The organism is Streptomyces sp. NPDC094032 (assembly GCF_040303965.1).
Lineage (GTDB): Bacteria > Actinomycetota > Actinomycetes > Streptomycetales > Streptomycetaceae > Streptomyces.
On the sequence record NZ_JBEOUE010000005.1, the window covers coordinates 32,224 to 58,014 of the forward strand.

A 25,791-nucleotide genomic window follows, 5' to 3' on the forward strand; every position below is an offset into this window, starting at 1 on the left:
GGAAGCGGGAAGGAAGGCAGACCGGCTGATGGCTGTGGACACCAGCAGCCAGTCGGTGGCGAAGGCCGCGGGCGAGAACGTCGCCCGCGGCCGGAGCCGCGGAACTGGCAACCGGCAGGGAGCGGTCAAGCGCTCTCTCTCCACCCACTGGTACGCCTGGGCGATGGTCGCCCCGGTGGTGATCGTGATCGGCGTGATCATCGGCTATCCGCTGGTCCGCGGCATCTGGCTGTCGCTCACGGACGCCAACGAGCGCAACGTCGAGCGCTCCATCGGCGTCAACCACATCCCCGCGACGTACGAGTTCGTGGGCGTGGACAACTACGTCGACGCGCTCACCGGGAGCCAGTTCCTCGCCACCCTGGGCTGGACCCTGGTGTGGACGGTGTCCTGCGTCGCCGTGACCTTTAGCCTCGGCCTCGGTCTCGCCAACCTCCTCAACCGCAGGATCGCCGGCCGCTCCGCCTACCGGATGCTGCTGATCCTGCCCTGGGCCGTGCCCGGCTTCGTCTCCGTCTTCGCCTGGCGCTTCCTCTACAACGAGGACAACGGTCTGCTCAACAAGCTGCTCGCCGGCGGCGGCATCGACGCCGTGCCGTGGCTGAACGACCCCAGCTGGGCCAAGTTCTCGGTCATCGCCGTCAACGTCTGGCTCGGCGTCCCCTTCATGATGGTCGCCCTGCTCGGCGGGCTCCAGTCCATCCCCGGCGAGCTCTACGAGGCCGCCGAGATGGACGGCGCGGGCGCCTTCCAGCGCTTCCGGCACATCACCCTGCCCGGCCTGCGCTCGGTCTCCACGACGGTGATCCTGCTCTCCACCATCTGGACCTTCAACATGTTCCCGGTGATCTTCCTGCTCACCCGCGGCGGACCCGGCGAGGCCACCCAGATCCTGGTGACCCAGGCGTACAAGTTCTCCTTCGAGATCAGCCCGCGCGACTACGCGCAGTCCTCCACGTGGGGCGTGCTGATCCTGATCCTCCTGATGGTCTTCGCCGCGGTCTACCGGCGCGTCCTCCGCAAGCAGGGAGAAGTCTGGTGACCACGACCACCCCCGCCCCCGCCGTGCAGGCCCCCGCCAACGCGCCCCGCCGCGGCCGCCGTTCGCCGCTCACCTCGACGGTGCTGCACCTCACCCTGATCGTCGCCTCCGTGATCGCCGTCTTCCCGGTGCTGTGGGTCCTGCTGACCTCGCTCAAGCCCGCGAAGTTCGCGACCACCACCGACTTCTTCAAGCAGACGACGTTCGAGAACTACACGAACCTGCTGAGCGACACCCCGTTCCTCACCTGGTTCGGCAACTCGCTGCTCGTCGCCGCCCTCACCACGGTCCTCGGCGTCTTCGTCTCGTCCACCACCGGCTACGCCGTCAGCCGCTTCCGCTTCCCCGGCAAGCGCGGGCTGATGTGGACGCTGCTGATCACCCAGATGTTCCCGGTCGCCGTCCTCATCGTGCCGATCTACAACATCATGGCGGGCATGGGCCTGCTCAACAGCCCGGCCGGCCTGGTCATCACGTATCTGACGATCGCCGTGCCGTTCTGCGCCTGGATGATGAAGGGCTTCTTCGACACCATCCCGCGCGAGATCGACGAGTCGGGATACGTCGACGGCCTCACCCCCTTCGGCACCTTCTGGCGGCTGATCCTGCCGCTCGCCAAGCCGGGCATCGCGGTCACCGCCTTCTACTCCTTCATCACCGCCTGGAGCGAGGTCGCCTACGCCTCCGCTTTCATGGTCGGCGACGAGAACCTGACCCTCGCCGGCGGACTCCAGAAGTTCGTCAACCAGTACGGCGCCCAGTGGGGCCCGATGTCCGCGGCCTCCGTGCTCATCGCCGTCCCCGCCGCCCTGGTGTTCCTCTTCGCCCAGCGCCACCTGGTGACCGGCATGTCCGCCGGCGCCGTCAAGGGCTGAGCCGCACACCGGCGCCGCACCCCGCGCCGGGGCCCGCACCCGTGCCCGAACCCGTGTCCGTAATCTCCTTACGACTCAAGGAAGACATGACCCAGCACCTCGCCACTCCCGCCGCCGCCGCTCCGACCACCGGCACGCACTCGGGCTGGTGGAGAGACGCGGTGATCTACCAGGTCTATCCGCGCAGCTTCGCCGACGGCAACGGCGACGGCATGGGCGACCTGGAGGGCGTTCGCAGCCGGCTGCCGTATCTGAAGGAGCTCGGCGTCGACGCCGTCTGGCTCTCGCCGTTCTACGCCTCCCCGCAGGCCGACGCCGGATACGACGTCGCCGACTACCGGGCCATCGACCCCATGTTCGGCACCCTGCACGACGCCGACGCCCTCATCCGCGAGGCCCACGACCTGGGCCTGCGGATCATCGTCGACCTGGTCCCCAACCACTCCTCCGACCAGCACGAGTGGTTCCAGCGCGCCCTGCGCGAGGGCCCCGGCTCCCCGCTGCGCGAGCGCTACCACTTCCGCCCCGGCAAGGGCGAGAACGGCGAACTGCCGCCCAACGACTGGGAGTCCATCTTCGGTGGCCCCGCCTGGACCCGTACGGAGAACCCCGACGGCACCCCTGGCGACTGGTACCTCCACCTCTTCGCCTCCGAGCAGCCCGACTTCGACTGGGACCACCCGGCCGTCCGCGACGAGTTCCGCTCGATCCTGCGCTTCTGGCTCGACATGGGCGTCGACGGCTTCCGCGTGGACGTCGCCCACGGCCTGGTCAAGGCCCCCGGCCTGCCCGACGTCGGCAGCCACGACCAGCTGAAGCTGCTCGGCAACGACGTCATGCCCTTCTTCGACCAGGACGGCGTCCACGAGATCTACCGCTCCTGGCGCACGGTGCTCGCCGAGTACGACGGGGAGCGCGTCCTCGTCGCCGAGGCCTGGACCCCGACCGTCGAGCGCACCGCGAACTACGTGCGCCCCGACGAGATGCACCAGGCCTTCAACTTCCAGTACCTGGGCACCTCCTGGGACGCGGCCGAGCTGCGCCAGGTCATCGACGCCTCGCTGGACGCGATGGAGCCCGTCGGCGCCCCCACCACCTGGGTGCTGTCCAACCACGACGTCACCCGGCACGCCACCCGCTTCGCCAACCCGCCGGGCCTCGGCACCCAGCTGCGCACCCCCGGCGACCGCGAGCTCGGGCTGCGCCGGGCCCGCGCGGCGACCCTGCTGATGCTGGCGCTGCCCGGCTCCGCCTACGTCTACCAGGGCGAGGAGCTCGGCCTGCCGGACGTCACCGACCTGCCCGACGAGGTCCGCCAGGACCCGTCGTTCTTCCGGGCCACCGGCCAGGACGGCTTCCGCGACGGCTGCCGGGTGCCGATCCCGTGGACCGTCGAGGGCTCCTCGTACGGCTTCGGGGCCGGCGGCTCCTGGCTGCCGCAGCCCGCCACCTGGGGCGGGCTCAGCGTCGAGGCGCAGGCCGGCGACCCCGCCTCCACCCTGGAGCTGTACCGCACCGCGCTCGCCGCGCGCCGCGCGCAGCCCGGACTCGGCGCGGGCGAACCCCACAACGCCATCGAGTGGCTGGAGGCCCCCGAGGGCGTCCTGGCCTTCCGTCGCGACGGGTTCGTCTGCACCGCCAACACCACCGGCCGGGCCATCTCCGTCCCGCTGCCCGGCCGGTTCCTCCTCTCCAACGAGCCCGTCGCGCACGGCGAGGGCATGGTGGAGCTGCCCGCCGACACCACCGTCTGGTGGGCGGTGTGACGATCCCCCCGCCGCGGGGTGCCGGGAACGGCGCCCCGCGGCTCGCGGACATCGCGGCCCAGTCGGGGGTGAGCGAGGCCACCGTCAGCCGGGTCCTCAACGGCAAGGCGGGGGTGGCCGGCGCGACCCGGCACAAGGTGCTGGCCGCGCTCGACGTGCTGGGCTACGAGCGTCCGGTACGGCTCCGACGGCGCAGCGCGGGCCTGATCGGCCTGGTCGTGCCCGAGCTGACCAACCCCATCTTCCCGGCGTTCGCGCAGGTCGTGGAGCAGGTCCTCGCCGGACACGGCTACACGCCGGTGCTCTGCACCCAGATGCCGGGCGGGGCCACCGAGGACGAGCTGGTCGAGCAGCTGGTGGAGCGCGGGGTGGCGGGCATCGTCTTCCTGTCCGGGCTGCACGCGGACGCCAGCGCCGACCCGGCCCGCTACACGCGGCTGGCCGCCCGGGGGGTGCCGTTCGTCCTCATCAACGGCTTCAACGAGCACATCGACGCCAACTTCGTATCGCCCGACGACCGGGCCGCGGCCCGGATGGCCGTACGGCACCTGGTCGAACTCGGCCACGAGCGGATCGGGCTGGCCATCGGGCCGACCCGTTACGTGCCCTCGCGGCGCAAGGCGGAGGGCTTCGCGGCCGAGCTGCGCGAGCAGCTGGGCATCGAGCGGGCCGAGGCCGAACGCTTCGTACGACCCACGCTGTTCGGGGTGGAGGGCGGGCACGCCGCCGCCGACCTGCTGCTCGCCGAGGGGTGCACGGGCATCGTGTGCGGCTCGGACCTGATGGCCCTCGGGGTGGTCAGGGCGGCCCGCGCGCGGGGCCTCGACGTGCCCCGTGACGTCTCCGTGGTGGGCTTCGACGACTCCCCGCTGATCGCGTTCACCGACCCACCGCTGACCACCGTGCGCCAGCCGGTGCAGGCGATGGCGACGGCGGCGGTCGGCGCGCTCCTGGAGGAGATCGAGGGAAACCCGGTCCAGCGCACGGAGTTCGTGTTCCAGCCGGAGCTCGTCGTGCGCGGCTCGACCGCGCAGGCGCCGCAGCCGGTCGCGTAACTCCTTGCGCAATCCCTTGCATTGCGGTGGCCGGAAGGGTTGACCGCACGCCTGTACGCCCCTACGGTCGCGGCTGAAAACAGTTGCTGTCAGTTTCGGCAACTTCTTGCGAACACTGCTTCTGTGACAGGGACGTCGTACAGGAGGAAACATGGCAAGAAAGACCGTGGCCGCTGCCCTCGCCCTTGTGGCAGGAGCCGCTGTGGCCGTCACGGGAACCCCCGCCGCACAGGCCTCGGCCCCGGGCACCAAGGACGTCACCGCGGTGATGTTCGAGTGGAACTTCGCCTCGGTGGCCAAGGCCTGCACCACCCAGCTGGGCCCCGCGGGCTACGGCTACGTGCAGGTCTCCCCGCCCCAGGAACGCATCCAGGGCTCCGCCTGGTGGACCGCCTACCAGCCGGTCAGCTACAAGATCGCCGGCCCGCTCGGCGACCGCACCGCCTTCAAGAACATGGTCGACACCTGCCACGCCGCCGGGGTGAAGGTCGTCGCCGACTCGGTGATCAACCACATGGCAGGCCCCTCGGACCCCAACGCCACCTACACCGGCACCGGCGGATCCACCTACAGCAAGTACAACTACCCCGGCGTCTACTCCGGCGCCGACATGGACGACTGCCGCGCCACCATCTCGAACTACCAGGACCGCGCGAACGTCCAGAACTGCGAGCTGGTCAACCTCGCCGACCTGGACACCAGCGAGGAGTACGTCCGCGGCCGCATCGCCGGATACCTCAACGACCTGCCCTCGCTCGGCGTCGACGGCTTCCGCATCGACGCCGCCAAGCACATGCCGGCCGCCGACCTCGCCAACATCAAGTCCCGGCTGACGAATCCTTCCGCCTACTGGAAGCAGGAGGCCATCTACGGCGCGGGCGAGGCCGTCCAGCCCAGCGAGTACCTCGGCAACGGCGACGTCCAGGAGTTCCGCTACGCCCGCGACCTCAAGCGGGTCCTCCAGGGCGAGAAGCTGGCCTACCTCAAGAACTTCGGCGAGGCCTGGGGCTATATGCCCTCCGGTCAGTCCGCCGTCTTCGTCGACAACCACGACACCGAGCGCGGCGGCGACACCCTGAACTACAAGAACGGCGCCGACTACACCCTCGGCTCCGTCTTCATGCTGGCCTGGCCCTACGGCTCCCCGGACGTCCACTCCGGCTACGAGTGGACCGACAAGGACGCCGGCGCCCCCAACGGGCACCAGGTCAACGCCTGTTACAGCGACGGCTGGAAGTGCCAGCACGCCTGGCGCGAGATAGCCTCCATGGTCGGCTTCCGCAACACCGCGCGCGGCCAGGCCGTCACCGACTGGTGGGACAACGGCAACAACGCCATCGCGTTCGGCCGGGGCACCAAGGCCTATGTGGCGATCAACCACGAGACCACGGCCCTCACCCGCACCTTCCAGACCTCGCTGCCCGCCGGCTCCTACTGCGACGTGCAGTCCAACACCCCGGTGAGCGTCAACTCCGCCGGCCAGTTCACCGCCACCCTCGGCGCGAACACCGCGCTGGCCCTGCACACCGGCGCCACCTCCTGCGGAACGACGCAGCCCGCCACGGCCGGCGCCGACTTCAACGCCAACGCCACCACCGTCACCGGCCAGAACATCTACGTCACCGGCAACCGCGCCGAGCTCGGCAACTGGGCCCCCGCCGCCGCCCTCAAGCTGGACCCGGCCGCGTACCCCGTCTGGAAGCTGGCCGTCAATCTGCCCGCCGGGACGGCCTTCGAGTACAAGTACCTCCGCAAGGACGCCGCCGGGAACGTGACCTGGGAGTCCGGCGCCAACCGCACCGCGACCGTGCCCGCCTCCGGCCGGATCGTCCTGAACGACACCTTCCGTCCCTGACGCGTCCCCGCGTCCCCGCGACCCAGGGCCGCCCCGACCGGGGCGGCCCCACTTTCCCGTACCCCTGGGAGCACCCTCGTGACACGCAAGAGAACGGCGGTCGTCGTGGCCGCCGCCCTGTGCGCGGCCCTCGTGCCCGCCCTGCCCGCGGCCGCCGCGCCGCGCCCGCCCGCGCCGCCCTCCGACCGGGCGCTCGCCGCCACCCCGGCGCGCCACGACCTGACCCGCGAGCAGTTCTACTTCGTGCTCCCGGACCGTTTCGCCAACGGCGACCCCTCCAACGACCGCGGCGGTCTCACCGGCAGCCGCGACCGCACCGGCTTCGACCCCACCGACAAGGGCTTCTACCAGGGCGGCGACCTCAAGGGCCTCACCGAGCGGCTCGACTACATCAAGGGCCTGGGCACCACCGCCATCTGGATGGCGCCCATCTTCAAGAACCGCCCCGTGCAGGGCACCGGCAAGGACGCGAGCGCCGGCTACCACGGCTACTGGATCACCGACTTCACCCAGGTCGACCCGCACTTCGGCACCAACGAGGACCTCAAGCGGCTCATCGCCGCCGCCCACGCCAAGGGCATGAAGGTCTTCTTCGACGTCATCACCAACCACACCGCCGACACCGTCGACTACGCCGAGAAGAAGTACGGCTACCGCCCCAAGGGCGCCTACCCCTACCTCGACAAGCAGGGGCGCCCCTTCGACGACCGGACCGCGATCGGCAAGGTGGACCCGGACTCCTTCCCGTACACCCCCGTCGCGGAGCCGGACGCCAAGGTCCCCGCCTGGCTCAACGACCCCACGATGTACCACAACCGGGGCGACTCCACCTGGGCCGGCGAGTCCGCCGAGTACGGCGACTTCGTCGGCCTCGACGACCTGTGGACCGAACGCCCCGAGGTCGTCGAGGGCATGAAGAAGATCTACGAGAAGTGGGTCCGCGACTTCGACATCGACGGCTTCCGCATCGACACCGTCAAACACGTCGACCTCGACTTCTGGACCCAGTGGGCCACCGCGCTCGACGCCTACGCCAAGAAGCGCGGCCGCGAGGACTTCTTCATGTTCGGCGAGGTCTACTCCGCCGACACCACCGTCACCTCCCCGTACGTCACCCGGGGACGCCTCGACGCCACCCTCGACTTCCCCTTCCAGGACGCCGCCCGCGCCTACGCCTCCCAGGGCGCCGGAGCCGACCGGCTCGCCAAGGTCTTCGCCGAGGACTACCGCTACACCACCGACAAGGCCAACGCCTACGAGCAGGTCACCTTCCTCGGCAACCACGACATGGGCCGCATCGGGACCTTCCTCAAGCAGGACCACCCCGACGCCTCCGACGCCGAACTCCTCCAGCGGGCCCGCCTCGCCAACGAGCTGATGTTCCTCGGCCGGGGCAACCCGGTGATCTACTACGGCGACGAGCAGGGCTTCACCGGGGCAGGCGGCGACAAGGACGCCCGCCAGACCCTCTTCGCCTCGAAGACCGCCGACTACCTCGACGACGACCAGCTCGGCACCGACCGCACCCACGCCTCCGACGCGTACGACACCGGGCACCCGGTCTACCGCTCGATAGCCGCCCTGTCGAAGCTCACCAAGGCGCACCCCGCGCTGCGCGACGGCGTCCAGCGGGAGCGGTACGCCGAGGGCTCCGTCTACGCCTTCTCCCGCACCGACGCCCAGGAGAAGACCGAGTACCTGGTCGCCACCAACAGCGCCACCACCGCCAGGACCGTCACCGTCCCCGCCGACTCCGCCGCCTTCCACCTCCTGTACGGGGGGAAGGGCGCCGTCACCGCCGAGAACGGCGCGGTCACCGTCACCGTCCCGGCCCTGTCCTCCCTCGTCCTGAAGGCGGACCGGCCGCTGCCCGCCCCGGCGACCGCCCCGGCCGTCACGCTCAAGGCCCCCGCCACCGGCGCCACCGGCACCGTCGAGCTCACCGCCGACGTCACCGGCGGCGGCCTCAACCGGGTCGTCTTCGCCGCCCAGGTCGGCGACGGGCGCTGGCAGACCCTCGGCACCGCCGACCACGCCCCCTACAAGGTCACCCAGCACGTGACCGCCCCCGCCGGCACCGCCCTGCGCTACAAGGCCGTCGCCGTCGACTCCGCCGGCCGCACCGCGAGCGCCCTGGCCGCCTCCACGGCCGGACAGGCCCCGGCGCCCGAGAAGCCCGTCGCCGTCGAGCGCACCTGGGCCGTCGTGCACTACAAGCGCCAGGAAGCCGACTACGACGGCTGGACGCTGAAGGCCGCAGGACAGGAGGCCGCCTTCACCGGCCGCGACGCCCACGGCGCCTTCGCCTGGGTCCGCGTCCCCGAAGGCGCCGCCACCATCCCGTACACCGTCGAGAAGGCCGGAACGGCCGACGGGCCGCAGCGCGGCATCACCCTCGCCCGCACCGGCGAGGTCTGGATCACGCAGGGCTCCGACGCCCAGTCCGACACCGCCCCCGCCGCCCCGCCGCAGGACAAGGCGAAGGCCGTCGTCCACTACCAGCGGGCCGACGGCGACTACACCGGCTGGGGCCTGCACACCTGGACCGGCGCCGCCCAGCCCACCGACTGGTCCCGGCCGCTGATGCCGGCCCGCTTCGACGCGTACGGCGCGGTCTACGAGGTGCCGCTCACCGCGGGCGCGAGCTCCCTCTCGTACATCCTCCACAAGGGTGACCAGAAGGACCTGCCCACCGACCAGTCCCTCGACCTCGGCACCTACGGCAACGAGGTCTGGCTGCTCGCCGGACAGCCGAAGTACCTGCTGCCGACCGTCGGCGGCACCCCGGCCCTCGACGTCGGCAAGGCCGAGGCGCAGTGGATCGACCGCACCACCGTCGTCTGGAAGGTCAAGACCACCGACGCCACCAGCCAGCAGCTGGTGTACGCGCCCGAGGGCGGCCTCACCGTCACCGACGGCGCCCTCAGCGCCGAGGGCCAGTGGCTCCGCCTGAACCCGGGCAGCCTCACCGACGCCCAGAAGGCGAAGTTCCCGCACCTCAAGGACTACCCGGCCTTTACCGTCGACCCGCGCGACGCCGACCGCGTCCGCGCCTCCCTGCGCGGCCAGTTGATCGCCACCCAGCGCGCCGCCAACGGCGCCCTGCTCGCCGCCACCGGCGTCCAGACGCCCGGCGTCCTCGACGACCTGTATGCGCCGAAGGCCACCGGCGCCGCCCTCGGCCCGGTCTTCCGCTCCGGCCGCCCCACCCTCTCCGTCTGGGCCCCCACGGCCCAGTCCGTCGCCCTCGAACTCGACGGCAGGACCGTCCCCATGCGCCGCGACGACACCAGCGGCGTCTGGTCCGTCACCGGCCCGAGGACCTGGACCGGCAAGCCGTACCGGTACGTCGTGAAGGTCTGGGCCCCCAGCGTCCAGCGGCTCGTCGAGAACAAGGTCACCGACCCCTACTCGACCGCCCTCACCGCCGACTCCGCCCGCAGCCTCGTCGTCGACCTCACCGCCCCGGCCCTCGCGCCCAAGGGCTGGCAGAGCCTGAGGAAGCCGGCCGCCGTGCCGCTGCGCGACGCCCAGATCCAGGAACTCCACATCCGCGACTACTCCGTCGCCGACCCGACCGTGCCCGCCGCCCACCGCGGCACCTACCTCGCCTTCGGCGACAGCGGGAGCAAGGGCGCCCGGCACCTGCGCGAGCTGGCCGCCTCCGGCACCTCCTACGTCCACCTCCTCCCGGCCTTCGACATCGGCACCATCCCCGAGAAGAAGTCCGCGCAGACCACGCCCGCCTGCGACCTGAAGGTCTACGCCCCCGACTCCGAGGAGCAGCAGGCCTGCGTCGCGGCCACCGCGGCCAAGGACGCCTACAACTGGGGCTACGACCCGCTGCACTACACCGTGCCGGAAGGCTCGTACGCCACCGACCCCGAAGGCACCCGCCGCACGGTCGAGTTCCGGCGGATGGTCCAGGCGCTCAACGGCGAGGGCCTGCGCACCGTCATGGACGTCGTCTACAACCACACCGTCGCCGCCGGGCAGTCCGACAAGTCCGTCCTCGACCGCATCGTGCCCGGCTACTACCAGCGCCTCCAGGCCGACGGCAGCGTCGCCACCTCCACCTGCTGCGCCAACACCGCGCCCGAGAACGCGATGATGGGCAAGCTGGTCGTCGACTCGGTCGTCACCTGGGCGCGCGACTACAAGGTCGACGGCTTCCGCTTCGACCTCATGGGCCACCACCCGAAGGCCAACATCGTCGCCGTCCGCAAGGCCCTCGACGAGCTGACCGTCGCCAAGGACGGCGTGGACGGCAAGGCGATCGTCCTCTACGGCGAGGGCTGGAACTTCGGCGAGATCGCCGACGACGCCCGCTTCGTCCAGGCCACCCAGAAGAACATGGCGGGCACGGGCGTCGCGACCTTCTCCGACCGGGCCCGCGACGCCGTCCGCGGCGGCGGCCCCTTCGACGAGGACCCGGGCGTCCAGGGCTTCGCCAGCGGCCTCTTCACCGACCCCAACCCGGCGGCCGCCAACGTAACTCCGGAGCAGCAGAAGGCCCGCCTCCTGCACTACCAGGACCTGATCAAGGTCGGCCTCAGCGGCAGCCTCGCCTCCTACCGCTTCACCGACACCTCCGGGCGTACGGTCAAGGGCTCCGAGGTCGACTACAACGGCGCCCCGGCCGGCTACGCCGCCGCCCCCGGCGACGCCCTCGCCTACGCCGACGCCCACGACAACGAGACCCTGTACGACGCCCTCGCCTTCAAGCTGCCGGCCGGCACCTCCGCGGCCGACCGGGCCCGTATGCAGGTCCTCGCCATGGCGACGGCCACCCTCTCGCAGGGCCCGTCGCTCTCCCAGGCGGGCAGCGACCTGCTGCGCTCCAAGTCCCTGGACCGCAACTCGTACGACAGCGGCGACTGGTTCAACGCGATCCACTGGGACTGCCGCGACGGCAACGGCTTCGGGCGGGGCCTCCCGCCGGCCGCCGACAACAAGTCCAAGTGGTCGTACGGGAAGCCGCTCCTGACCGCCCCGACCCTGACCCCCGGCTGCGCCGAGATCGACGGCGCCTCGGCCGCCTACCGCGACCTCCAGCGCATCCGCACGACCGAGCCGGTCTTCTCCCTGTCCTCGACGGACCAGGTCCAGTCCGCCCTCTCCTTCCCGCTCTCGGGCCGCGACGAGACCCCGGGCGTGATCACCATGCGCCTGGGCGGCCTGGTCGTCGTCTTCAACGCGACCCCGAGGGAACAGCGGCAGACCGTCACCGCCCTGACCGGCCAGGCCTACCGCCTCCACCCGGTCCAGGCGAACGGCTCCGACGCGGGCGTGAAGTCCGCGGCGTACGAGCGGAGCTCGGGCACCTTCACCGTCCCGGCCCGCACGGTGGCCGTCTTCACGACGGGCTGATCCACCTGAACGTGTTCGGAACCATCTCTTGAGGCTCGGCGTCCCCTGTTTACGATCACGTCTTTTCGGACGGGGGACGCCTGAGGGGGGAGGCGCGGGCGAGTACCGCGCACCAAGGGCCACCCGTCCCTGCCTGCCAGGCTCATGGAGGGGAATTCCTTGCACGCACGTACTCGCAACGCACGTACCCGCAACGCACTGGCGCTGGCCACCGCGGTGGCCGTCTCCGCCGGTCTCTGCACCGCGCTCGCCACCCCGGCCCTCGCCGCCGGCACCGGCACGGCCGACGAGGTCGTCATCCCGAACCCGGGCCGATTCCTGCCCCGCAGCGAGCAGTTGGGCCAGGCCGGACCCGAGGGCTACGCCCACCGGCAGGGCGGCGGCGACGGCTGGCTCTGGACCGACACCCGGACCGGCACCGACCGCCAGATCACCCAGGACCAGGCCACCAAGGGCCACTCCGGCCTGTCCGCGACGGTCGAGGCGGACCCGGCGGTCACCGCCGACCGCGTCAAGGTCACGGACGTGGCCACCGGGCAGGAGCGCCTGGACCTGGTGCTGCCGCAGGGCCGGAAGTTCACCGGCGCCTTCGCCGCCGACACCGTGGTGACGTCCACCCCGCGCGCCGACGGGACCTACCTCGACGCGCTCCAACTGCTCCAGGTCGTCGACGGCACGCCCACCGAGCGCGCCGTGACGCCGCTCACCGAGGCCTTCGCAGAGGTGGACGTCCTCCAGCAGGACGCGCGCGGCGCCCTGCTCCGCTTCTTCCGCGAGCCGGGCCAGTCGCCCGTCGACTACGTCCTCGACTACGCGACCGCGACGCTCAAGCCGACGGCGCTGGGCGGCGAGGGCGTGTACACGGTGCTCGGCGCCGACCGAGTCGCGTCCTACGACACCTTCAACAACCGGGTCCTGACCGCCCCGCGCGACAACCCGAAGCAGACCCACGCGACGCCGATGCCCTCGCTCCTGGACACCTGGGAAGCCGCGGTGGCGATCACCGGCGAATGGGTCCTGGTCACCGAGCGGCCCTCGCAGAACACCGAGGCCACCGACGTCGGACACGCCCTGAAGGCGATCCGCATCGGCACCAACGACGTCATCGACCTGCTGCCGCACGCCGCCGCCCAGTTCGCCACCGCCCCGGACGGCAGCGTCCTCGCCGTCGGCGGGACCGGCGCGGCCGACTGGGCCGTGCACCGCGTCACGACCGGCGAGGACGGCGAGCCGAAGCTCACCAAGGTGTCCGCGATCCCGGTCGCCCCGGCCCGTATCGGCGGCCTCGCCCTGGGCGGCGGCCGGCTGAACTTCCTCAGCGACGACGTGTCGGGCATCGACGCGCTGGGCCTGCACGACGTCGACACCGACCTGACCACCACCCCGCCGACCGCGGGCGCCCCGAGCCTGCGCGCCAAGATCGTCGCGCCGACCACTCCCGGTCTCACGGCACTCGGCGACGGCGAGTCTGTCTACAGCGACGGCAAGCGCCTCTACTCCCGCACCGACGGAGCCACCGCCCGCACCGCCGACCTCCCGGTCGCCGACGCCACGGTGATCGACGGCGCGGGGCGCTACGCGCTGGCCCAGCGGGGCACCACCCTGTACGTCGCCGACCTGGACAACGACGGCACTACCGCCCAGGACGTACGGCACACCGTGACCGGCGCCGCCGCCGCGCTGTGGGGCACCAAGGTCTGGAAGCCGGCCGCCACCGCCGGCCAGGTCGTCGCGTACGACCTGGAGGCGCGCCTCACCTCGGCCCCGGTCGACCTGGGCTCCGGCTGCGCCCCCACCGAGCTCCAGGCCGTCGAGCGCTGGCTCTACTGGGCCTGCGGGGCCGACAAGGCCGGTGTCTACGACCGGACCGCGAAGAAGAGCGTGCCCGTCCCGGCCGGAGAGGCCCTGCTCGGCGACGGCTTCGTGGTCCGCCACGACGGCGACAAGCTGAAGCTCACGAACGCGGTCTCCGGTCAGACCACCGACCTGGCGGACCTCCCCGCCGGGATGGGCTCGGGCCGCCGGTCGACCTGGACCGTGGACAAGTTCGGCGGCGGCGTCGCCTTCGTCGACGCGGAGAAGAACCTCCACGTCAAGAAGGCCGGCGTGGCCACCCAGGACCTGACCCAGCTCGCGCACACCGTCGGACCGGTCACCTTCCCCGGCGCGGGCGTCGAGCCCGCCGCCTCCTGGTCGCCCGTCTTCCGCTTCTCCAAGCCGGTGGCCTCCACCTGGCAGCTGCGCATCGAGACGTCCAACGGCCATCCCGTCCGCACGATCGACGGCAGCGGCACCGCCGGTGCGGCCGTGCGGCCCGTCTGGGACGGCAAGGACGCCCAGGGCCGCGGCATCGAGTCCGGCACGTACCGCTGGAAGCTGACGGTCCGGGCGAAGGACACCGGCGCCACCTCGGAGTTCTCCGGGGAGAACCTGTCCGTCCAGGGCAGCTCGCTCACCACGCCGCCCGCCAGGTTCGTCCCGCTGACCCCCACCCGGGTCATGGACACCCGCGTCGGGCAGGGCGGCGTGACGCTCACCCCCGGCATGACCTACTCGCTGGGCGTCGCCGGTCTCGGCGGTGTGCCGAAGACCGGTGTCACCGCCGTCGTCCTCAACGTGACCGCGACGAAGCCGACCAAGGGCGGCTTCGTGTCCGTGTTCCCGGGGGAGACGAAGCGCACCAGCGCCTCGACCCTCAACTTCAAGGCGGGCCAGACGGTTTCCAACCTCGTCACCGTCCCGGTAAACGCGGGTGAGGTCAGCTTCTACAACCACCTCGGCAACACCGACCTGATCGCCGACGTCGCCGGCTACTACACCGACGGCGCGGGCTCCGGCTCCACGTACCAGCCGGTCGCGCCGCAGCGCCTGATGGACACCCGCGTCGGCACCGGCGTGCCGAAGGCGAAGATCCAGGGCGGCGGCACGGTGACCCTCGCGGTGACCGAGCCGGGCGTCACCGCGGTGGCCCTCAACGTGACGGCGACCAACGCGACCTCGGCGAGCTTCATCTCGGCCTACCCGTACGGGACCACCCGCCCCAACGTCTCGAACGTCAACTTCGGCGCCGGGCAGACCGTTCCGAACATGGCCGTCGTGCCGGTCAAGGACGGCAAGATCACCTTCTACAACCGGGCCGGATCGGTCGACGTGATCGCCGACGTCGCCGGTTACTTCAAGGAGGGCACCGGCGCGGTCTTCACCGGCATGCAGCCGAAGCGCCTGATGGACACCCGCGACGGCACCGGCGTCGCCAAGGCCAAGGTCGGCGCGGGCGGGACGGTGAGCCTCACCGTCGGCACCACGTACAAGGCGGTCGTCCTCAACGTCACCGCCACGAATCCGACGGCGACCGGCTTCGTCTCCGTGTACCCGTACGGGACGCCCCGCTCGTCGGCGTCGAACCTGAACTTCGTCGCGGGCCAGACCGTCCCCAACGGAGTGATCGTCCCGGTCAAGGACGGCAAGATCACCTTCTACAACCACACCGGCACCGTCGACCTCATCGCCGACGTGACGGGTTACTACACCGACTGATCCCGCAGGAGGCACCTGTGGCCGCTCCGGCCGCAGGTGCCTGCTAGGTCGAGCGCTGCCCCGGCACCTGCTGCTGCGGCGGCGCCAGCGCGATCAGCCGGCCCACCAGTTCACCGAACGGCCCGTCCGCCGGCTCGTCGGCGAGGATCCGGACCAGGATCTCCGCCATCCCCTCGTCGTAGGCCGCGCTCACCGCCGCGAGCGCCGCGAAGTCGTGCACGAGCTGGCGCTCCAGCTCCGCGCGCGGCACCCGGCGCCCGTCCAGCCACAGCAGCGCCGTCGACTCGGCGAGCGACACCCAGGAGCGCACGACCAGTTCGAGCCGCGCGGAGGGCCCGGTCACGTCCAGATGCGCCAGGATCTGCTCGTACGCGGCCTGCCGCACCTCGTCGATCATCGCGTGGGCGGTCGAGGAGCCGACCGCGGGACCGCCCCGCATGAGCGCGGCGAAACCCGGGCCGTGGTCCTCGACGAAGTCGAAGAAGCGGCCCATCACCCGCAGCAGCCGCGCCCCGAGCGGACCCTGCGGCGGCTCCACGAACCGCCCGGCCAGGTCGTCGGCCGCCCGCCGCAGCGCCGCCTCGTACAGCGACTGCTTGCCGGGGAAGTAGTGGTAGACCAGCGGCCGCGAGATGCCCGCGGCGGCGGCGATCTCGTCGATGGAGACGTCGTCGGGGGAGCGGTGGCTGAACAGCTCCAGGGCCACCCCGATCAGTTGCTGTTTGCGCTCCTCGACGCCCATCCTGCGGCGTACCCCGGTCGTCATGCGAACAGCCTAACGGGAGTCCGTTACGCTCCCGGCACATGAGCGCTTCTGAGCAGGACACCCCGGACACCGAGGCGGAGCTGGACGAGGCAGGCGGCCTCACCCCGAAGCAGGCACGCCTGCTCCGGGTCGTCGCCGGCTCGGTCCTGCTCGTCGTGACGGCCGCGGTGCTGGTGGTCCGCCTGGCGAACCACACCTCCGTCCTGGTCGTCGGCGTGTACGGCCTCGCCATGATCCTGTGCGGGGTCGTCATCGAACTCTCCCGCAACGGGCGCACCCGGCTCGCCACTTGGCTGCTCACCGGCGGCCTGCTGACGGCGTTCGCCCTGGACTGGCTGGTCCTGCCCTGACCGACTACAGGTCCAGGACCAGCCGTTCGCCCGCGCACCGCGACACACAGATCAGCATCGAGTCGGTCCGCTCCTCGTCGGTGAGGAGCTCGTCCCGGTGCTCGACCTCGCCTTCCAGGACGGTCTGCCGGCAGGTCCCGCAGAAGCCCTGCTCGCAGGAGTAGAGCACCCCCGGCACGGCCTCACGCACGGCCGACAGCACCGACCGGTCGCCCGCCACCGTCACCGTACGCCCGGACCGGCGCAGTTCGATCTCGAAGGGCGTGCCGTCCGTGGCCCGGGCGGCGCTGAAACGCTCCAGGAATGGCGTCCGGCCCTCCGGCAGCGCGGCCCCGACCGCCTCCATCAGCCCCTCGGGCCCGCAGCAGTAGACCGCGGTCTCGGCGGGCAGCCCGCCGACGAAGGAGAGGTCGGGGAGCCCGCTCTCGTGCTCGGTGACCACGGTCGTCCGGCCGCGCCCCAGCTTCTCCGCCTCGTACACGTACGGCATGGTGGCGCGGTGGCGCCCGCAGTACAGCAGCCGCCAGTCCGCCCCGGCCGCCTCGGCGGCGCGCACCATCGGCAGGATCGGGGTGATCCCGATGCCGCCCGCGACGAAGACGTACGAGGGGGCGGGGGCCAGCGGGAAGCGGTTGCGCGGCCCGCGGATCTCGATCTCGGTGCCCACGTGCAGTTGCTCGTGCACCTCGCGGGAGCCGCCCCGGCCGCCCTGCTCGGCCCCGATGAGCCGGGTGGCGACCGTGTAGACGTCCTTCTCCTCCGGGTCGCCGCAGAGCGAGTACTGGCGCACGGCCCCTGACGGCAGCACGAGGTCGATGTGGGCGCCCGGCTGCCAGGCGGGCAGTCCGGTGCCCTCCAGGCGCAGTTGGACGACCCCGGCGGCGGGCTCGCGGCGGTCGGCGACGACCACGCGCAGGGTGACGGTGGAGCCGCGGCCCCGGCCGGAGACCGGCTCGTCGAGGGCGGGCATGGGCCAGAGCGGGGAGGCGTCGATCCGGCGCCGCAGGGCCCGCTTGGCGAGCAGCGCGGCCCCGGCGAGCAGGACGACGGTACGCAGGCGGGGCATCAGTGACGGCCTCCGTTGGCGCCGGGGGAGCTCGCCAGGTAGGCGGCGGCCTGAGCGGTGCTGCCCTCCTGGGTGGGGTGGTAACTCCGGCTCAGATAGCGGGGTATGGAGCGCAGCATGGCGGGCGTGGAGGGCAGCACGCCCTCGCGGCCCTTGCGGACGAACTGGGCCACGCTCGGCTTGGCGTCGAGCACGCTGGGGTCGTTCTCCATGAAGAAGCGGACCCCGCGCTGCCAGAGGAAGGCGAGCGCGGAGAAGGCCGCCGCCCAGGTGCGGGCGCGCCGCCGGTAGCCGCCGTCCAGGTGCAGGAAGAGCTCGAAGGCGACCGAGCGGTGCTCGACCTCCTCGGCGCCGTGCCAGCGCAGCAGGTCCAGCATGACGGGGTCGGCCCCGACCCGGTCGAGCTCCTCGGCGTTGAGCACCCAGTTGCCGAGGAAGGCGGTGTAGTGCTCGATGGCGGCGATGAGCGCGACCCGCTCCATCAGCCACCAGCGGCGCGGTCGGCCCGGCGGCAGCGTCCGGTCGCCGAGCAGCTTCTCGAAGAACCAGTCGACCTGCGCGGTGTACGGGGTGGGGTCGAGCCCCAGCCGCTTGAGGTGCGGCAGCACGTCGTCATGGGCCTGGGAGTGGACGGCCTCCTGGCCTATGAACCCGATGACGTCCGCACGCAGCCGGTCGTCGGTGATGTACGGGAGGACCTGCTTGTAGACGTGCACGAACCAGCGTTCGCCGGCCGGGAGCAGCAGGTGCAGCACGTTGATGGTGTGGGTGGTGAACGGGTCGCCGGGAACCCAGTGCAGCGGGGTCTCCTCCCAGTCGAAGGAGACCTTGCGTGCCTTGAGCTCGATGTGCTCCGACGCCACCGGTGCGGGCTGCGTATTAGACATGGCGTCAATGTACTGAGGGGTAGACGAGAGGACCAGGGGTCGCGCACGGCTTTTCGCGGGGCGGGCCGGGACCTCACCGCAGCGCGCTCACCCGCGTCCCGTCCGCCAGCGTCCCCGTCAGGTCCGCCCGGCTCCCCGGCGCCGCCCGTACCGCCAGCAGATGCCCCTCGGTCCGCCCCTTCACGCCGCCCGACACGGTCAGCGAGGCGAAGTCGCCGGTGCCCGCCGCCACCACGTACCACTGCCTGCTCGGGGCCTGCCAGACCACGCCCGCGAGCACGCGGGGCTCGCGCGCCCCGCACGCCGGGGTGCCCTCGGAGCGGGCCGCGAGGGCGGCGGTCCCGGTCGCGCCCGGCGCGCGGAACAGGGCGAGCGCCCGGCTCCCGGTGCCCCGCCAGGTCTCCGCCCGCGCGCACAGCCACTCGGCCCGACCGCCGCCCTCCGGCAGCTCCTGCCCGGCGTACGTCCACGAGTTGACCGCCCGCACCCCGTGCGAGCGGACCGCCCCGAGCTGGCAGGCCGTCCGCGCCCACGCGTCCCGCGCCGCCGGCGCCGTCGCGTCCACGGGCGCGGACGGCGGTCCGAAGGTCAGCCGGGCCGGGGCCAGCTCGCCCAGGTCGCCGAGGAGCCGCGTACCCGAGCCGTCCCGCACCTGGAGGGCGTTCCAGCGCTCACAGGTCCGCGCCGTCGCCGGACTCGGCATCGGCTCGGTCACCCCGGACGCGTCCCGGGCCAGCGGCCACGCCGCCTTCGTGGGCGCCAGCAGGTCGGCGACCGCCGTCCCCGTCACCCAAGGGGCCGTCAGATAGCGCACGTTGCCCGCGGCCCGCGACACCACGAGCGCCGCCGAGCCGACCGCGTCCGCCCCGTCCGTCCGCGCGAAGTCCAGCGCCGCCCCGCTCGTGTCACCGACCGGCTCCGCGTACCGCACCACCCGCAGGCCGTCGTGGAACAGCACCACGCGCACCGCGTCCACCCGCCCCGCGTACAGCAACTGCGGCGACCCCATCGGCGGCCCCGCCGGTGTCCCCGGCGTCGCCGAGGCGTGCACGTCGGGACCGGGCCGCGCCCACACCGCCAGCGCCCGCCGCAGCAGCGCCGTGTCGCCGGTGAGCTCGCCCCTGGCCGGCCACACCGAGAAGTCCGTCCGCGAGGACGTCCGCCAGGCGGCCGGCTCGACCCGCTTCACGCCGCCCGGGTCCAGCGCGGCCTCCGCCGCCGGATTGCGGGCGTACGAGGGGGCGGCGGCGCCGTTCCTGCCCCAGCCGTCCCCGGGCAGCCCGAGCAGCGTCCCGCACACCACCACCGCGGCCGCCGCCGCCAGCGCCGCCCGGCCGTGCTGGCGCCGCCGCATCAGGTCCGGCGGCCGCGCCTGGAGCGAGCAGGGGTCGAACTCCGCCGACTCCAGAAGCGCGCTCTGCGTCTCCACCCCGTCCGCCTCCGCGAGCGCCGCCTCGGGGTCCCCGGCCCCGGCCGCCGCCAGGACCCGCAGCACCTCCGGGTCGCCCTGCCGCTCCAGGCCGCGCAGCACGTACGCGGCACGCCCCGGCCCGGAGAGCGCCGAGAGCCGCTGGTCCAGGGCCAGTTCGTCGGCGCCGCCCGCCCGGGGGAACAGCCGCAGCCCCCACACCTGCGGCAGCAGCGGCGGGAACTGCGCCCGTCGCGGCAGCGCCCGGCGCCGCAGCGGCAGCCCGGCCACCAGCGCCTGCCGCAGCACCTCGCCCCGCACGTACGCGTACCCGGGATCGACCGCGTCCTCCGCCCGCCGCGCCCCCGGCACCGCCGCGCCCGCGGTCCTGCGGCGCGGCAGCGAGCGCTGCACCAGCGCGTGCGCGGTCAGCCCCCGGCGGTTGCGGCCCAGCGACGGCGGGAGGACGAGGTAGGCGATCCGGACGAGCCGCGGATAGTGCTCGACGAGCGCGGCCTCGGCCTGCTCCACGTCGACGGGGCCGGGGGAGTCGGGGGAGGGGCCTGCGGAGGGGGCGAGTTCCTGGGTGCTCACGTTCAGCAGAACGAGCGAATCTTGCGATGGTCACCCCGGCCGGGTCCCCCGTACGGGTCAGGGAGGCCCCCCGTACGGCCCGGCCCGGCGCGGGTCAGGCCGCGTACACCGTGAGCCGCTCCCGGATCAGCGCGGTCACCTCGTCCGGGACGCCGAGCCCCTCCCGTACGTACTTCTCCATCGACCCGTGCCGCACCGCCACCTCGTCGAGCGCCGCCTCCAGGTACTCCGGTACGACCCCGATCAGCGCGAGCGCCAGCTCGGGGTCCCCGCCCTGGGCGGTGAAGCCCTCGATGAGCGGCGCGAAGGCCTGCCGGACCGCCGGGTTGACCGCGAGGAACTCCGTCATGACCGTCTCCTCGTCCGCGCCGAGCAGCGAGAGCACGACCGCCGTCGCCCAGCCCGTACGGTCCTTGCCGGCCGTGCAGTGGAAGATCAGCGGCCCGGCGTACGGATCGCCCAGCTCGGTGAGGAAGGCCCGGTACGAGGCGCGCGCCGACTCGGTGTTCACGAAGGCCCGGTACGTCCGCTGGAACGCGGCCCGCGCCCGGCCCCCGCCCAGATGCTCCTCGGCGAGCGCCGGATCGGAGAGCAGGGTCTTCAGCCGGGCGGCCGGCGGCAGCCCGCTGGTCGCCAGGAAGTCCGCGAGCACGTCCGCGACGAGCAGCCGCCCGCCCGGCGGCAGGTGGTCGGGCCGCTCGGCCCGCTCGGCGGCGGTGCGGAAGTCGACGACGGTACGGATGCCGAGCGCGGCCACCACCGGGTCGGCCGGATCGAGCCGGTCGAGCTGCCCGGAACGGAAGACCAGGCCCTCGCGGACACTGCGGCCCCCGCCCAGCGGGATGGTGCCGAGGCCGCGGAGGTTGGCGACGGTGGAGGCGGGGATGGCGGGCATACGTCGACTCCTACGAAACCGGTACAAAAGCAGTTCCCCGCTCACCGTAGCCGATGGGCGTCGGGGGCGGTCTGCCGCGCCGGGCGCGGGGATGACAGCATGGCCGCACCATGACGCACCCCAGGTCGCCGCTGCGCGCCCTCCGGGCCGCACTTTTCGCGGCGGTGTGCGTCACTTTGGCCGCGGTGGGGCATTCGTCCATGTCTGCCCACGCCATCCCGTGGCACTCGCTCCTCCTGGCCTTCGCCGCGACGGCCACCCTCGCCTGGACCGCCGCAGGCCACCGCCGCGGCCCCCTCGCCATCGCGACCGGCCTGACCGCCGTGCAGGGGGCGCTCCACCTGATCTTCGGGGCGGGGGAACAGGGCTCCATGGGCGCGATGGGCGCCATGGGTGGGAAGGGCTCCACCGCCCCCATGGCTGCCATGGACCACATGGGCTCCACCGACCCCATGGCCGCCATGGCCGCCCTGCACCACATGGGCACGACCGACCCCATGTCCGCCATGTCCGCCATGGACCCCATGGCCTCCATGGCGGCCACCGCCCACACCGCCCACACCATGACCATGGGCGCCGCCCCCGGCTCCGCCACCGGCATGCTCCTCGCGCACCTGCTCGCCGCCCTGGCCTGTGGGCTCTGGCTCGCCCGGGGCGAGGCCGCGCTGTTCGTGCTGGCCCGGGCCGTCGCCGCGACCGCGTTCACGCCGCTGCGCCTCGCGCTCGCCGCCGTACGCGTCCTCGCCCCCGTACCTCCGGCCCTCCGTCCCGCGCGCACCGCCCCGTACACCCGCAGGCTGCGCGGTGTCGTCCTCGCGCACGCGGTCTCCCGGCGCGGCCCGCCCGGCCGGGCCGTACCCCGCGCCACGGCCCTCGGAGCACACGTCTGACGTGAATCGGCCCGGGGGTCGCATCCCCCTGCCGACACACACTCCTAGGACCGTCATGACCATCGACGACCTCGCGCGCCCGGAATCCGCCGAGCCGCGCACCCCCGAACCCCCCGCCCGGCCGAGCGGCTGGGCGGCCCTGCGCCCGCTCGTGCTGCGCCTGCACTTCTACGCGGGCGTCCTCGTCGCCCCGTTCCTCCTCGTCGCCGCCGTCAGCGGCGTGCTCTACGCGCTCTCCGTACCGGCCGAGAAGCTGGTGTACGCGCACGAGCTGGAGGTCCCGGTCCCCGCCGACGCCACCGCTCTGCCGCTCTCCCGCCAGGTCGAGCTGGCCCGCGCGGCCAACCCCGACGGCACCGTCACCGCCGTCTGGCCCGGCGCCGAGCCCGGCGCCACCACCCGGGTCCTGATGGCCGACCCGGAGGCCCCCGAGGGCACCTCCATGGGCGTCTTCGTCGACCCGTACACCGGCGAGATACGCGGACAGCTGCCCAGCTACGGCAGCTCCGGCGCGCTCCCGCTGCGCACCTGGATCTCCGGGCTCCACGTCGACCTGCACCTCGGCGAACTCGGCCGCAACTACAGCGAGCTGGCCGCCAGCTGGCTGTGGGTGGTCGCGCTCGGCGGCCTGCTGCTGTGGATCGGCCGCCGCCGCAAGAACCGGCGGGCGCTCTTCCTGCCCGAGCGCGGTCCGAAGTCCCGCCGCCGCACGCTCTCCTGGCACGGCACGGTCGGCCTGTGGACGGTGGCCGGTCTGGTGGCGCTCTCCGCCACCGGTCTGACCTGGTCGCGGTACGCGGGCGAGAACATCGGCTCCGTCCAGGACCGGCTCGGCGGCGCGACCCCGGCCCTCTCCGCCGCCGTCACGCCCGGCGGCGCGGCCGGAGCGGGGGAGCACGCGGGCCACGGCGCCGGCCACCACCCGGCACCCGCCGCGCCCAAGGGCACGGACATCGGCATCGACAAGGCGGTCGCCGCGGCCCGCGCGGCCGGCATCGACAGTCCCGAGATCTCCGTCGTGCTCCCGGCGGAGGGCGCCGGATACGTGGTCAAGGAGACCGACAAGCAGTTCCCGGTCGAGCTGGACTCGGTGGCCGTGAACCCGGCCGACGGCACCGTCCTCGACGAGCTCCGCTTCGCCGACTACCCGCTGCTCGCCCAGCTCACCCGGATCGGCATCGACGCCCACATGGGTGTCTTCCTGGGCCTGTTCAACCAACTGGCGCTCGCCGCCCTCGGACTCGCGCTCGTCCTGCTGGTCCTGTGGGGCTACCGCATGTGGTGGCTGCGCCGCCCGGGCCGCCCGGTCGCCCGCGGCGCCTGGCGCAAGGTGCCGCCGACGATGCTGCTGCCGCTGCTCGCGGGGACGGCCCTGGTGGCCTGGTTCGTGCCGCTGCTCGGGCTCAGCCTGCTGCTGTTCGTGGCCGTCGACGCGACGGCCGGACTCGTGACGAGGCTCCGGCGCCGGAACCCCGCCACGACTCCCTGATCAGGGGGTGTACTTGTAGCCGACCCGCCGCACGGTCTGGATCGTGTGGCGGTGCTCGGCGCCCAGCTTGCGGCGCAGCCGGGCCACATGGACGTCGACGGTCCGGCCGTCGCCGACGTGCCCGTACCCCCACACCGTGGTGACCAGCTGGTCGCGGGTGTGCACCCGGTGCGGGTGGGCCACGAGGTGGGCGAGCAGTTCGAACTCCAGATACGTCAGGTCCAGCGCCCGGCCGTCCACGACGGCGACCCGCTGGACGCCGTCGATGGCCACGGGCCCCTGCTCGCCGGCCGGCTCCGCCGCCACCGGGGCGGGCGGCTGCTGGTCGGCGGGGAGCAGCACCAGATAGCCGACCATCGGCGGCCGGCCGGGCAGCGTCGGCAGGGTGTGCTGGGGCGCCGGAAGGAGCGTGGCGCCCGGCGGCAGGAAGTCGGCGACCTGCGCGAGACCGGCGACCTCGTCGGGGGCGACGGACCGGAGTCGGTGCCGGTCGGCGCGGGGATGGAGCGGGGTGAGGGTGGCGGCAGCCTGGGAAATGGCCATGAAAGCTCAACTCTTTCGCGCGAGTTACGGACGGACAGGCGTCGTACGTCATGCGCGTCGGCCGAAGGCCGGAGGACCGGACCTACCGGTCGGGGGCTTTAGAGGGCCGACGCGTTCCTCACGCGTCGACAGCACCGGTCGAAGTCATGGTGCTGACGGGAAGGCCAGAACGGCTCAAGGTCGTGGCGACCTTTCGCGGTGTCGTTCTCGATGCTGGCCATATCCCTATTAAACCAGGAGGGAAGTGTGGTGGGCAGCCCTCGGTCGGCCAAAACCCGTGTCGCGCTGCCCACATGTGCTTCCCACATACCGGAAGGGGCGCCCACCGTACGAACGGCGGACGCCCCTTTTCGAGGATGGCGGCGGATCAGACCTGACCGGCCCGCTCCAGGGCCTCGCAGCAGGTGTCCACCATGAGGCGGGTCACCGTGTACGGGTCCACGTTCGCGTTCGGACGGCGGTCCTCGATGTAGCCCTTGCCGTCCTGCTCGACCTGCCACGGGATGCGCACCGAGGCGCCGCGGTCGGAGACGCCGTAGGAGTACTGGTCCCACGGGGCGGTCTCGTGCAGACCGGTCAGACGGTCGTCGATGCCCGCGCCGTAGTTCTTCACGTGGTCGAGCGGCTTCGAGCCCTCGCCCAGCGACTCGCACGCGGTGATGATCGCGTCGTAACCCTCGCGCATCGCCTTGGTGGAGAAGTTGGTGTGCGCGCCCGCGCCGTTCCAGTCGCCCTTCACCGGCTTCGGGTCCAGCGTCGCGGTGACCTTGAAGTCCTCGGCGGTGCGGTAGAGCAGCCAGCGGGCCACCCACAGCTGGTCGGCGACCTCCAGCGGCGCCAGCGGGCCGACCTGGAACTCCCACTGGCCGGGCATGACCTCGGCGTTGATGCCGGAGATGCCCAGGCCCGCCGTCAGGCAGTTCTCCAGGTGCGCCTCGACGACGTCACGGCCGAAGATCTCGTCCGCGCCGACACCGCAGTAGTAGCCGCCCTGCGGGGCGGGGAAGCCGCCGACCGGGAAGCCGAGCGGACGCTCGCCGTCGAAGAAGGTGTACTCCTGCTCGATGCCGAAGATCGGCTCCTGGGCGGCGTACTTCGCGTAGACCTCGGCCAGCGCGGCACGCGTGTTGGACTCGTGCGGCGTCATGTCCGTGTTCAGGACCTCGCACAGCACCAGGACGTCGTCGCCGCCGCGGATCGGGTCCGGGCAGGAGAAGACCGGCTTGAGGACCCGGTCCGAGGCGTGGCCCTTGGCCTGGTTGGTGCTGGAACCGTCGAAGCCCCAGAGCGGCAGCTCCTCCAGGGTGGCGCCCGTGCCCGGCATGATCTTCGTCTTCGAGCGGAGCTTGGCGGTCGGCTCGGTTCCGTCGATCCAGATGTACTCAGCCTTGAAGGTCACGGGC

The 25,791-nt window shown here is 72.6% G+C and carries 17 protein-coding genes; 10 read left to right on the forward strand and 7 right to left on the reverse strand.

The window, feature by feature from the left end:
• Positions 1-28 precede the first annotated feature (28 nt).
• From ABTZ54_RS09790 to ABTZ54_RS09820, 7 genes are all read left to right on the forward strand, one after another.
• Positions 29-1,042 (forward strand): carbohydrate ABC transporter permease, encoded by a 1,014-nt coding sequence (locus ABTZ54_RS09790; protein WP_351659279.1) that lies wholly within the window; start codon positions 29-31, stop codon positions 1,040-1,042.
• A complete protein-coding gene (locus tag ABTZ54_RS09795; protein WP_502997223.1) occupies positions 1,036-1,917 on the forward strand; it encodes a sugar ABC transporter permease in 882 nt (293 codons plus the stop codon). The genes ABTZ54_RS09790 and ABTZ54_RS09795 overlap by 7 nt, the downstream gene beginning before the upstream one ends.
• A gap of 86 nt (positions 1,918-2,003) precedes the next feature.
• The gene (locus ABTZ54_RS09800; protein WP_351659285.1) at positions 2,004-3,683 is read left to right on the forward strand and encodes a glycoside hydrolase family 13 protein; all 1,680 of its coding nucleotides are present in this window, start codon (positions 2,004-2,006) and stop codon (positions 3,681-3,683) included.
• Entirely contained in the window at positions 3,671-4,738 is a 1,068-nt protein-coding gene (locus ABTZ54_RS09805) for a LacI family DNA-binding transcriptional regulator (RefSeq protein ID WP_351659288.1), read from the forward strand. Before ABTZ54_RS09800 ends, ABTZ54_RS09805 begins: the two co-directional genes overlap by 13 nt.
• A 151-nt stretch (positions 4,739-4,889) precedes the next feature.
• Entirely contained in the window at positions 4,890-6,593 is a 1,704-nt protein-coding gene (locus tag ABTZ54_RS09810; protein ID WP_351659291.1) for a carbohydrate-binding module family 20 domain-containing protein, read from the forward strand.
• Positions 6,594-6,671: 78 nt separating this feature from the next.
• The gene (pulA, locus tag ABTZ54_RS09815) at positions 6,672-11,963 is read left to right on the forward strand and encodes a pullulanase-type alpha-1,6-glucosidase (protein WP_351659294.1); all 5,292 of its coding nucleotides are present in this window, start codon (positions 6,672-6,674) and stop codon (positions 11,961-11,963) included.
• 159 nt (positions 11,964-12,122) lie between these two features.
• Positions 12,123-15,500 (forward strand): FlgD immunoglobulin-like domain containing protein, encoded by a 3,378-nt coding sequence (locus ABTZ54_RS09820; RefSeq protein WP_351659297.1) that lies wholly within the window; start codon positions 12,123-12,125, stop codon positions 15,498-15,500.
• A 43-nt stretch (positions 15,501-15,543) separates the two neighbouring features.
• On the opposite strand, the gene ABTZ54_RS09825 is transcribed toward ABTZ54_RS09820, so the two are convergent.
• Positions 15,544-16,266, reverse strand: coding sequence for a TetR/AcrR family transcriptional regulator (locus ABTZ54_RS09825; RefSeq protein ID WP_351659300.1), 723 nt, complete (start codon positions 16,264-16,266; stop codon positions 15,544-15,546).
• Between the two features lie 38 nt (positions 16,267-16,304).
• Here ABTZ54_RS09825 and ABTZ54_RS09830 point away from each other — a divergent pair, with 38 nt between their 5' ends.
• Positions 16,305-16,616 (forward strand): hypothetical protein, encoded by a 312-nt coding sequence (locus ABTZ54_RS09830; protein ID WP_351659303.1) that lies wholly within the window; start codon positions 16,305-16,307, stop codon positions 16,614-16,616.
• Between the two features lie 4 nt (positions 16,617-16,620).
• Here the strand turns inward: ABTZ54_RS09830 and ABTZ54_RS09835 are convergent, their stop codons facing one another.
• The 4 genes from ABTZ54_RS09835 to ABTZ54_RS09850 form a co-directional block, all read right to left on the reverse strand.
• Positions 16,621-17,682, reverse strand: coding sequence for a PDR/VanB family oxidoreductase (locus ABTZ54_RS09835; protein WP_351659306.1), 1,062 nt, complete (start codon positions 17,680-17,682; stop codon positions 16,621-16,623).
• The gene (locus tag ABTZ54_RS09840; protein WP_351659309.1) at positions 17,682-18,569 is read right to left on the reverse strand and encodes a metal-dependent hydrolase; all 888 of its coding nucleotides are present in this window, start codon (positions 18,567-18,569) and stop codon (positions 17,682-17,684) included. The genes ABTZ54_RS09835 and ABTZ54_RS09840 overlap by 1 nt, the downstream gene beginning before the upstream one ends.
• 73 nt (positions 18,570-18,642) lie before the next feature.
• Positions 18,643-20,571: a hypothetical protein gene (locus ABTZ54_RS09845; protein ID WP_351659312.1), complete on the reverse strand. Its 1,929-nt coding sequence runs from the start codon at positions 20,569-20,571 to the stop codon at positions 18,643-18,645.
• Positions 20,572-20,665: 94 nt separating this feature from the next.
• On the reverse strand, positions 20,666-21,466 hold the full coding sequence (locus ABTZ54_RS09850; RefSeq protein ID WP_351659315.1) for a tyrosine-protein phosphatase: 801 nt from the start codon (positions 21,464-21,466) through the stop codon (positions 20,666-20,668).
• A 200-nt stretch (positions 21,467-21,666) separates the two neighbouring features.
• On the opposite strand from ABTZ54_RS09850, the gene ABTZ54_RS09855 reads away from it, so the two are divergent.
• Together ABTZ54_RS09855 and ABTZ54_RS09860 are read left to right on the forward strand one after the other, a co-directional pair.
• Positions 21,667-22,356, forward strand: a complete 690-nt coding sequence (locus ABTZ54_RS09855) for a hypothetical protein (protein ID WP_351659318.1) — start codon at positions 21,667-21,669, stop codon at positions 22,354-22,356.
• Between the two features lie 55 nt (positions 22,357-22,411).
• Positions 22,412-23,845 (forward strand): PepSY-associated TM helix domain-containing protein, encoded by a 1,434-nt coding sequence (locus tag ABTZ54_RS09860; RefSeq protein ID WP_351659321.1) that lies wholly within the window; start codon positions 22,412-22,414, stop codon positions 23,843-23,845.
• On the opposite strand, the gene ABTZ54_RS09865 is transcribed toward ABTZ54_RS09860, so the two are convergent.
• The gene (locus tag ABTZ54_RS09865; RefSeq protein WP_351659323.1) at positions 23,846-24,388 is read right to left on the reverse strand and encodes a winged helix-turn-helix domain-containing protein; all 543 of its coding nucleotides are present in this window, start codon (positions 24,386-24,388) and stop codon (positions 23,846-23,848) included.
• Positions 24,389-24,755: 367 nt separating this feature from the next.
• Entirely contained in the window at positions 24,756-25,787 is a 1,032-nt protein-coding gene (glnII, locus tag ABTZ54_RS09870; protein WP_351659326.1) for a glutamine synthetase, read from the reverse strand.
• Between the last annotated feature and the right edge of the window lie 4 nt (positions 25,788-25,791).

Bases quoted from the DNA above. Each gene is read 5' to 3' on its own strand.
- ABTZ54_RS09855 (WP_351659318.1), top strand. From the start codon at position 21,667: ATGTCTGCCCACGCCATCCCGTGGCACTCGCTCCTCCTGGCCTTCGCC.
- ABTZ54_RS09860 (WP_351659321.1), top strand. From the start codon at position 22,412: ATGACCATCGACGACCTCGCGCGCCCGGAATCCGCCGAGCCGCGCACC.
- ABTZ54_RS09800 (WP_351659285.1), top strand. From the start codon at position 2,004: ATGACCCAGCACCTCGCCACTCCCGCCGCCGCCGCTCCGACCACCGGC.
- ABTZ54_RS09865 (WP_351659323.1), bottom strand. From the start codon at position 24,388: ATGGCCATTTCCCAGGCTGCCGCCACCCTCACCCCGCTCCATCCCCGC.
- ABTZ54_RS09840 (WP_351659309.1), bottom strand. From the start codon at position 18,569: ATGTCTAATACGCAGCCCGCACCGGTGGCGTCGGAGCACATCGAGCTC.
- ABTZ54_RS09810 (WP_351659291.1), top strand. From the start codon at position 4,890: ATGGCAAGAAAGACCGTGGCCGCTGCCCTCGCCCTTGTGGCAGGAGCC.
- ABTZ54_RS09830 (WP_351659303.1), top strand. From the start codon at position 16,305: ATGAGCGCTTCTGAGCAGGACACCCCGGACACCGAGGCGGAGCTGGAC.
- ABTZ54_RS09825 (WP_351659300.1), bottom strand. From the start codon at position 16,266: ATGACGACCGGGGTACGCCGCAGGATGGGCGTCGAGGAGCGCAAACAG.
- ABTZ54_RS09850 (WP_351659315.1), bottom strand. From the start codon at position 21,466: ATGCCCGCCATCCCCGCCTCCACCGTCGCCAACCTCCGCGGCCTCGGC.
- ABTZ54_RS09790 (WP_351659279.1), top strand. From the start codon at position 29: ATGGCTGTGGACACCAGCAGCCAGTCGGTGGCGAAGGCCGCGGGCGAG.
- ABTZ54_RS09835 (WP_351659306.1), bottom strand. From the start codon at position 17,682: ATGCCCCGCCTGCGTACCGTCGTCCTGCTCGCCGGGGCCGCGCTGCTC.